The following is an 8,251-nucleotide window of genomic DNA, read 5'->3' on the forward strand; positions in this document are numbered from 1 at the left end:
CAGTGACAGGTCGATAAACTACTCCACTTTCAGCGTATACAGCTATTCGTAGCCCCGCAGGGCTACGAATAGCCAATGGAGAGGAATACTGCCTTCGATTCACGGGCGGCCTTTTGGAACGCCTCTGGTCCCCATGGGTACCAGTCAACTGGATTGTGCGCGTGTTGGAGCAGGTATGGAGATTTCTCGTGGATGAGACGGTTGGTGTGTTTGTGGTCGCCGTTGTTGGAGTTCACGGGTAGATCATCCTCTCTGGAGAGATTTACCGTTAGTATACACCCGAGCGGCGGATAGTATTGGTGATGGGTACGCAGGGCATGTACGTGCCAACATGGCCGCCTGAGACTCATATCCACCCGTAATGTCGGATAGTTATTCAGGATTCTTGCAGGTGCACTATGTCGGATTCGCCCCCGTTAATCCCATAACAGTTTCGTCGTTCATTCGGCTAAATAGGCAATGACTTCATGGATGTAATCACTAATGGGCTGAGAAGTGTCCACTCTGATGCATTTTACGCCAGACGGCTTTTTGCTGTTGTTTATCGTCTTCTTAAAGCCCTCTTCAGAAGTCACTTCGTCGATTTGGCTTGGCATTCTGATGCGATTCTTCAACCGGTCATTAATCTCGTTCACGTCGTCTAAAAAACACTCGACATATTTGTATTTCGCTCCGTGCTTTTCTGTTAAAGCGGTGCCTCTGTTAATCATTTCGTCGTAGAGACAGGGACTGTCATGAATGACATCATGCCCTTGAGATAAGTAGAAATCGACCAAAGACCATTCGATGTCGTAAGAAATACCTCCAACGCGCTTGGGGTTAAGGTCATTCTCGATGGATTCCAGTAGTGCTGTTTTTACAACATCATGGTCAATTACTATTGCTTTCGTGGACTTAGCAAGTAATCCAGATAAAGTAGATTTTCCTGACCCAGGGAAACCCGACATTTGTAAAAAGAACACAACGCATCCCTCTCTACTTGTACTCTTCTGCCCTGATGTGCAGTAACGTTAAATATTTCAAATCTAAATATTTATGCAATGATCGTTACAATGTCTTCTTCGAGATTAGCCCCCGTTTGTCCAACTAAACTTGCCTTTCAAGCTTGACAGTACACTCTGACTTTGAGGGAGTGTCATACTCCATATAATTCACCGAACCATTAAAACTCAAATAGGCTTCATAGCGTGTTCGAATTGCTGGCGCCGTAATTAAATCCAAAACATTTTCCTTTGGAACCCACCGACTATCGGTCGTTTCATCAGAGGTGTCCAACTGTCCGCCCACGGGTTTGCACACAAAATCAAACATCACTTTCGTTGGAACGTCGGTTACTTCGTCATACCACTTATGTATGCCTGTATTCGAAAAAATACCGATCAAATGGCTAACAGATACGTCTATTCCACTTTCTTCTGTGATTTCACGAATTAAACCGTCTACCAGATTTTCTCCAACTTCAATCTGCCCGCCTGGATACACCCAACCACCGTCTCGAGTCTTTACTAAAAGGATATTTCCGTTCCCATCCTCCACAATTCCGCCAACCGCTACGATGTGCGTCGGAAATGACATGTCACAACCTCCCTACAGTGTAAATAATCTCTACATTTATTCCATTTTTTTATTGTACATTCCTGCCAGAAACTGCACGCGCACATGAATAATCATACACCACCGGCTCTGCAATGACTATGGCAGTTTCGCCCCCTTATACGCAACAACGAGTTGGCAATTTTTCACCCTTTATTGAGGAAATATAGTTTGGGTTGGTTTAACAAGTCGAACGGATACTATTAGGCAGTCCCGTCTTCCATGTTGGATATTTTGGCTCCCAATCAAGTTCTTTTCTAGCCTTTGCATTAGACGCGCCCCGTTCCCAAGGCTCATGTTCTGTTTGAACAACAGGCAACGGGGCACCTAACGCTCCAGCATAAACAGGCACCCAGTCCATTCCGGCCGCTGGTTCATCATCCACAATATTAACAATACCCGTTGGCCAGTCCACGGCAAGGAATGCCGCGTTCACAGCGTCTTCGACATGTATAAACGAAGTGACGCCTGTAGTCGCGGCCACCTTTTGCTGACGAACCTGTTCAGCCATGAAACCATCCCCGGCATACCAGGTCCCAGGTCCATAGAACAATCCGTAACGCAAGATAACGTGTTCAGGCACTTCTGACGCAGCCTGTTCCAAGGCGACAATTCCGTCAACAAGCCTCTTCCGGGGGGCAGGCGCGTCGATGTCCAGTGGCACGTCTTCGGAGGCAGGATCATCCCCTGCTTCATATGCCCAAGCGACGCTTTGTACAATCATCTTTTTAACACCACTTTGAAGTGACGCGTCAACCAAATTTCGTGTGCCGTTCACTCTTATCCTAGTGTTTTCAGCAAAGTCACGGTCAGCGAGTGAAGTGAGTTGGTGGATGACAACATCTGGTCTGATATCGTCCAAAAGCGACCTGATACCCTCGCGATCAAAAGCATCCACTGTGACTGCATAGACGCCTGAATCTTCAATAATTGATTTCCGTTCTGCCGTTCGTGTCATTCCAATGACTTCATGACCGGCATGGAGCAGTTTGGGTATCAGCAAACGTCCGACCACACCAGTTGCACCTGCGACAAAAATTCTCATTTATTCTCCTCCTGTGAATTCACATACAGGTTCAAGCCGCCGCCCACCGGGAAAAGCCAGCCAGTTTGGGCTTAGTGGACGAGCATCATCCTACAAAAAATAGCCGTTCAATTCTTGATATGACATTTCGGATTGCGAGAAACTGTCATATGTTCCGGTTATGAATAACTCTGTGGCAACTTGTTTCACTGCCCCCATCGCAACCTTGAGTGCGGCGGGACCAATGCTGATTCTAGACACGCCGATTGCTTTAAACTGATTCACGGGGGGCATTCCACTTCCTGCCATGAAATTCACCGGACCATGGATTCCTCGCACCAGTTTCTGCATGATGCCACGATCCTTGACGCCAAAAACAAAAATACAGTCAGCGCCCGACTGTCGATACAGAGTCGCCCGACGAAGCGTGTCTTCAAGCAATTCATTGATCGTCTTTCCGCCATACTTGAAGGTGTCGATTCTGGCATTGATGAACAGAGGAATATGGCGCGTTTCGCATTTTTCGCGTATTGCAGCGAGCCTTTGTACTTGAAATTCTTCTGGGAAAAGGCCGTGGTCTCCTTTCCCAACTGAGTCCTCAATATTGATACCAACGATGCCGGTGTCGAGCAATCTGTTAACGTAATCAGCCGTTTCCTCCGGCGTCACTCCGTAACCCGATTCAATGTCTGCGGACACCGGTACTTGGACACTTTTGACGATGTTCTCCAGTGCGGTCGCTAGCATTTCAAAAGGCAAATAGCCACCGTCCGGATATCCAAGTGCCATTGCCATACCCGTGCTCGTTGTTCCGATGGCCGGAAATCCAACACCTTCAAAAATGCGTGCCGTGATGGCATCCCATGCATTCGGCAATACCAGGGGCTTCGACAAATAGTGTAAATCTCGAAATAACTGTGCCTTTGACGCTTGTTCGTTCATGAGCGTGATCCCCCATCCCCTCACGGGTATATTCCAGCGGCTTGGTGCAATCATAAATCGATATTGACTATGAAAAAAGGTTCAGATCATGATAAAATTATAGGGTCAGGAGGTGTTCCATTGTTTGATCTCGCTTTTCATGTCAGCAACGAAACAAAGCGCCCATATTATCGACAACTCTATTGGTTTATGCGCACTGAGATTGAGGCAGGCCGTATTGCAGTCGGTACAAAGCTTCCCTCGATTCGAGAACTCGCCGCTTCCCTGCAAACCAGTAAGACTACCGTGGAATCTGCATATCAACAACTTCTAGCAGAAGGGTATATAACGAGCAAGTCGCGAACGGGTTTCTTTTCGTTGGCTCCTGAGGAGACATTTATGGCACCTTCACGAAAACAAACCTTCACGGCGCAATCAAGCACCAATGAAACCGCTTGCAGGATCGAGATCGACTTTCATCCCGCCCACACGGATACTTCCCAATTTCCAACGACGACATGGAGAAAACTATTTAATGAAGTTTGGAACAAGATGGACAATGAGTTGCTGCTTTTCGGGGACCCCCTTGGGGAAGGGGGATTGCGCCAACAGATCGCAGAGTATCTACAGCAATCTCGAGGCGTCCGGTGTACACCCGATCAAATTGTTATCGGCAGTGGGCTACACTCCTCCATTCAACTGCTCTCTCAACTGTTAAACAATGACGAAAAAGTGTTGGCGATGGAAGATCCGGGGTACATAAAAGCGAGATCATGGTTCAATCGACTTTCAGTGCCGGTTATACCGATTGAACTCGAAGATGATGGACTCAGTATGGAGGGTTTGCAAAGGTCACAGGCGAATTTGGTCTATGTGACCCCTTCTCACCAATTTCCTAAAGGAATGGTCATGTCATATACGAAACGCAAACAACTACTGCAGTGGGCCTCTGCTCAGAATCGTATTATCATCGAGGACGATTACGACGGCGAATTTCGTTATACGGAAAAACCAATCCCTTCCTTACAGGGACTGGACATGAATGACACTGTAGTATACATTGGAACATTTTCTAAATCGTTGTCATCGGCATTACGTATGAATTACATGGTGTTGCCGATACAACTGCTAAACCGTTTGATGGACTTGCGCCTTCCGCTCGACCCCGCTGTATCGCGTAGCCTACAAGCGGTCATGGAACGCTTCATGAAATTGGGCCATTGGGAAACGCACCTACGCCGCATGCGGAGAGTATATCGAAGAAAGCATGAAGTGCTGGTCGAGTCGCTTCGGGCTGAGTTCGGGAGTTCAATAGTTCTCATTGGTTATGGGGCCGGCCTACATGTGTCGGTGACCCTGGTGGACCATCCATGGAGTGAGGTCGAACTCATTGAGAGTGCGGAGTCCGTCGGCGTCAGGGTATACAATTTTCCACCATCAAGAGAGCACGCCGATTCTCATTCTCCCACCTTGTACTTGGGATTTGGCGGGCTTACTCCCGAGCAAATTCATGACGGAGTACGCCGATTAAGGGAAGTGTGGTTACAACATTGAAATTTTGATAGTGTCGTTATTGAATTAGCCTGCCCGAAAGCGTCGCAACGTCCGAACGGGTTACTGCGAAAATTATACCATGCGCCGCTGGAAACGGCTGCTGAACATTCGCACCCGGGTAAGTCGGAGGCCTTACGGCCTCCTTCTCCCCTAAGAACTGCACGTAACAGTTTCCCGTTATGCAGCTCAAGCCATCCTGCAGTTGCTCGTCAAGCTCCTCTTGACTGTTTCCTGCCTTGCCAGACTACCTGTCCATCAACAATGCTTTCCTGATTGGAAAGGTAGCGTTCCGGACGGTCGGGCAGAGTGTCATAGTCGTTGATGGAGCGATACTTTTCGTAGCACCATCGGTGCGTGACGACCACATTTTCAATCGTGTTGTGCCCACCTAATCGTTCGGAAATCATCTGACTGAAAAGGATGTCGTTATCTCCGTTGACCTGCCAGCGACGGAAGTGTTCTACCGATATATTGCATCTGCATAGAGCACATTTGCCGCCCGTTTTACGTACCACTTTCTTCTGAAATCCATTCAATCGTTTGAGGAGCAGTTGCTCACGTCTGGCCTTAAAGTATTCATGGTCACTTGGTCGGTGGGGCGAACGTCGACCCTGTATCTTGATGTGCCGAATGATACGTATGTCGCTCATGGTGGCCAGCGTAAACGGCCCATCCGCGAATACCCAATTTCGGTTTCCACGCCGAATAAAGTATCGCTGGTAGACCCACCATGCAGCTTTTTTAGAGTGTCGGCGCTTAGCCCATTTCCGCAGCATTTGGATAATCTTATGGTCGCAGTAGGCAAAGACCTTTTTGCTGACCTGTGTACTGTAGTAGTTTCCCCATCCTCGAATAATTGGATTGAGTAACCGAATGACCATAGACTGTTTGGCAGACTTGTTCGCGTCCAGTATGCCCTTGATTTTCCGCAGAACAGTAAGTTTACTGTCCTTGGCGGGTTTAATCAGTAGCTGTCCTTTGTACTTGCGGACGTTGAATCCAAGGAAGTCGAATCCGTCGTTGATGTGTGTTATATGCGTTTTTTCCAGACTGAGTTCGACGCCTACGTTCTCCGCAAGCCACTGGGCGATGACTGGAACAAACTGCTCTGCTTGCTCCTTCGTTTTGCACGTGACAATGAAATCATCCGCATAAGAGACGATGTTGATGCCGGGGTTAGCACGGCTACTTCCGAATCTCATTTGGAATGCCTTTTGCCGCAAATCCTTCTCCATACCCTGCAGCGCGATGACCGCAATTAGCGGCGAAACCAGACCACCCTGCGGAGTGCCCCGCGTGCTTGCCAGCAGGCCTTCTTCGGGGTCGAGAACCGGGGCTTTCAACATACGCCGAACATATATGCGATCCTCCGGGGCCAATTTGGCCAAGAGCTTCGCATGGTCGACGTTGTCAAAATAGCCACGTATGTCCCCTTCGATGACCCACTGGGCAGAACCTGACTTACAGAGGTTCGCAAAGACTTGACTCATGGCATCCCATGTTGACCTTTGTGGACGGAATCCGTACGTATTGGGCGCAAACTGGATGTCCCATTCTGGTTCCATGGCCGCTTTATGAATGGCCTGACACACGCGATCATGAGTAGTGGGAATACCGAGCGGCCTGAGTTTTCCGTTTTTCTTGACGATATACACGCGCCGAACGGGTAGGGGACGACTTCCGAGATTGACGAGTCCCCGTAGCTCACGTCTCTTTTCTGACGTGGTGTACGTTTTTCCGTCCACTCCTGGTGTGCGGCGTCTCTGATTTTCTTGTGTTACGTGCCGAATGGCCAAAAGCTTAGTGTGATGGCTGGTGCGGATGAGCCACTTGAAGTGGCGCACAGCTTTACGATTGTTGTGTTCGACTGCGTGGGCCAGTTGTCGCTGTAACCTGAGAACGTGGCGTTCGATTCCCTTCCAGTCAATCCGCTCGTCTGCATACTCACTGGTATCCACTGTTTGAGCTTCCACCCATGTGCGCATGATTGCGTCTTCGTGGACTTCCCGGGGGTTCTTACGAATGTGGCCTGTTGACTCGTCTTGTGAGACGGCATTTCGGTTCATAACAGACCACTCCTTTCGTCTCATGCTGCAGGATTCCCGGCTGGATGACCTTGGGCAAGTCTGCACGCTTTCGCGTTGGGGTATCCCAGCATTTCTGCCGCCCCTATCTGTCCCATTACACGACAGCCTTCGCTTTTTGCCCGTTCCTCTACCCCCTAGGGGATTCGGCGTCACTTACGTTCCGCTTACTGTCCACGCAGGACAGACTCGATGGGGCTTACCTTGTTCCATCGATAACCCATCTCTGAAGTGTTCAGGTGCCCCGACTCCCGCGGTAGCGCACAGAACTGCGAACCAGTAAAACGGGAGTACTGGTCCCGGCTACTTGCCTTTTGGCACAAGCGTATGCCGGGTAGCTTGGGCGCCTTGCGGCGCCCTCGCCCCCTAAGAACCGTACGTGACAGTTTCCCGTCATACGGCTCAAGCCATCCAGCAGTCGTAGTTGTGTTTCCTTGAGCCTCTTTCCTCCGGTTAATCCACCCATCCGTCCAGTGCTTCGAGCGAAGGGGTGAGTTCCCCTTTGAGGGGGAGGGTGTCTTGGTCGGAGGTGCTCCGATATCGTTCATAGCACCACCGGTGCACAACGACGAGAGGGTCTGTCGTATCGCGGGCCATCCGGACAAACAGGAAGGGATTCTCCCGGTTGATTTGCCAACGCCGGAAATGCTCTGCAGAAATAGGATGACTGCAGAGGACACATCGTCCGTGGGTCTTCTGTACCGCGTTCTTCTGGGCATCACTCAGCCGTTTGAGCTGCAGTTGCTGTAGTCGTGCCTCAAAGTATTCCTGGTCGCTTGGGCGGTGGGGGGAGCGTTGTCCCTGAATCTTTACATGCCGGATGATGCGAATGTCGCTCATCGTGGCTAAAGTCCAAAGGCTATCCGCAAAGACCCCGTTGCGGGTTCCTTGTTGCGTAAAATACCTCTTGCGAACCCATTGTGCGCCTTTGTTCGGATGTCGACGCCTCGCCCATTTCCACAGCATCTGGTATATCCTGTAGTCGCAGTATGCGAATGTCGCTTTACTGACCACCGTGCTGTGGTAGTTGGCCCATCCTCGGATTACGGGATTGAGTAACCGAATGACCGTGGAT

Annotated in this window: 7 protein-coding genes and 1 pseudogene; 1 reads left to right on the forward strand and 7 read right to left on the reverse strand. The window is 49.7% G+C overall.

Going from position 1 to position 8,251, the window contains the following annotated elements:
• Positions 1-65 precede the first annotated feature (65 nt).
• The 5 genes and pseudogenes from AYW79_RS16215 to AYW79_RS14600 form a co-directional block, all read right to left on the reverse strand.
• Positions 66-236: pseudogene (locus AYW79_RS16215) on the reverse strand (DUF255 domain-containing protein); the annotation flags it as partial.
• A 204-nt stretch (positions 237-440) separates the two neighbouring features.
• The gene (locus AYW79_RS14585; protein WP_067567434.1) at positions 441-962 is read right to left on the reverse strand and encodes a P-loop nucleotide/nucleoside kinase family protein; all 522 of its coding nucleotides are present in this window, start codon (positions 960-962) and stop codon (positions 441-443) included.
• 124 nt (positions 963-1,086) lie between these two features.
• The gene (locus AYW79_RS14590; RefSeq protein WP_067567437.1) at positions 1,087-1,575 is read right to left on the reverse strand and encodes an NUDIX hydrolase; all 489 of its coding nucleotides are present in this window, start codon (positions 1,573-1,575) and stop codon (positions 1,087-1,089) included.
• Positions 1,576-1,774: 199 nt separating this feature from the next.
• The gene (locus tag AYW79_RS14595; protein WP_067567440.1) at positions 1,775-2,638 is read right to left on the reverse strand and encodes an NAD-dependent epimerase/dehydratase family protein; all 864 of its coding nucleotides are present in this window, start codon (positions 2,636-2,638) and stop codon (positions 1,775-1,777) included.
• A gap of 90 nt (positions 2,639-2,728) precedes the next feature.
• On the reverse strand, positions 2,729-3,559 hold the full coding sequence (locus AYW79_RS14600; protein WP_067567442.1) for an isocitrate lyase/PEP mutase family protein: 831 nt from the start codon (positions 3,557-3,559) through the stop codon (positions 2,729-2,731).
• 120 nt (positions 3,560-3,679) lie between these two features.
• On the opposite strand from AYW79_RS14600, the gene pdxR reads away from it, so the two are divergent.
• On the forward strand, positions 3,680-5,092 hold the full coding sequence (gene pdxR / locus AYW79_RS14605) for a MocR-like pyridoxine biosynthesis transcription factor PdxR (protein WP_067567445.1): 1,413 nt from the start codon (positions 3,680-3,682) through the stop codon (positions 5,090-5,092).
• A gap of 209 nt (positions 5,093-5,301) precedes the next feature.
• Here the strand turns inward: pdxR and ltrA are convergent, their stop codons facing one another.
• Together ltrA and AYW79_RS14615 are read right to left on the reverse strand one after the other, a co-directional pair.
• The gene (gene ltrA, locus AYW79_RS14610; RefSeq protein ID WP_067567448.1) at positions 5,302-7,158 is read right to left on the reverse strand and encodes a group II intron reverse transcriptase/maturase; all 1,857 of its coding nucleotides are present in this window, start codon (positions 7,156-7,158) and stop codon (positions 5,302-5,304) included.
• Between the two features lie 471 nt (positions 7,159-7,629).
• Positions 7,630-8,251, reverse strand: a 622-nt coding sequence (locus tag AYW79_RS14615; protein ID WP_272481853.1) for a group II intron maturase-specific domain-containing protein, incomplete at its 5' end; no start/stop codon positions are given.

The sequence above is a fragment of the Ferroacidibacillus organovorans genome, from assembly GCF_001642725.1.
GTDB lineage: Bacteria > Bacillota > Bacilli > Alicyclobacillales > SLC66 > Ferroacidibacillus > Ferroacidibacillus organovorans.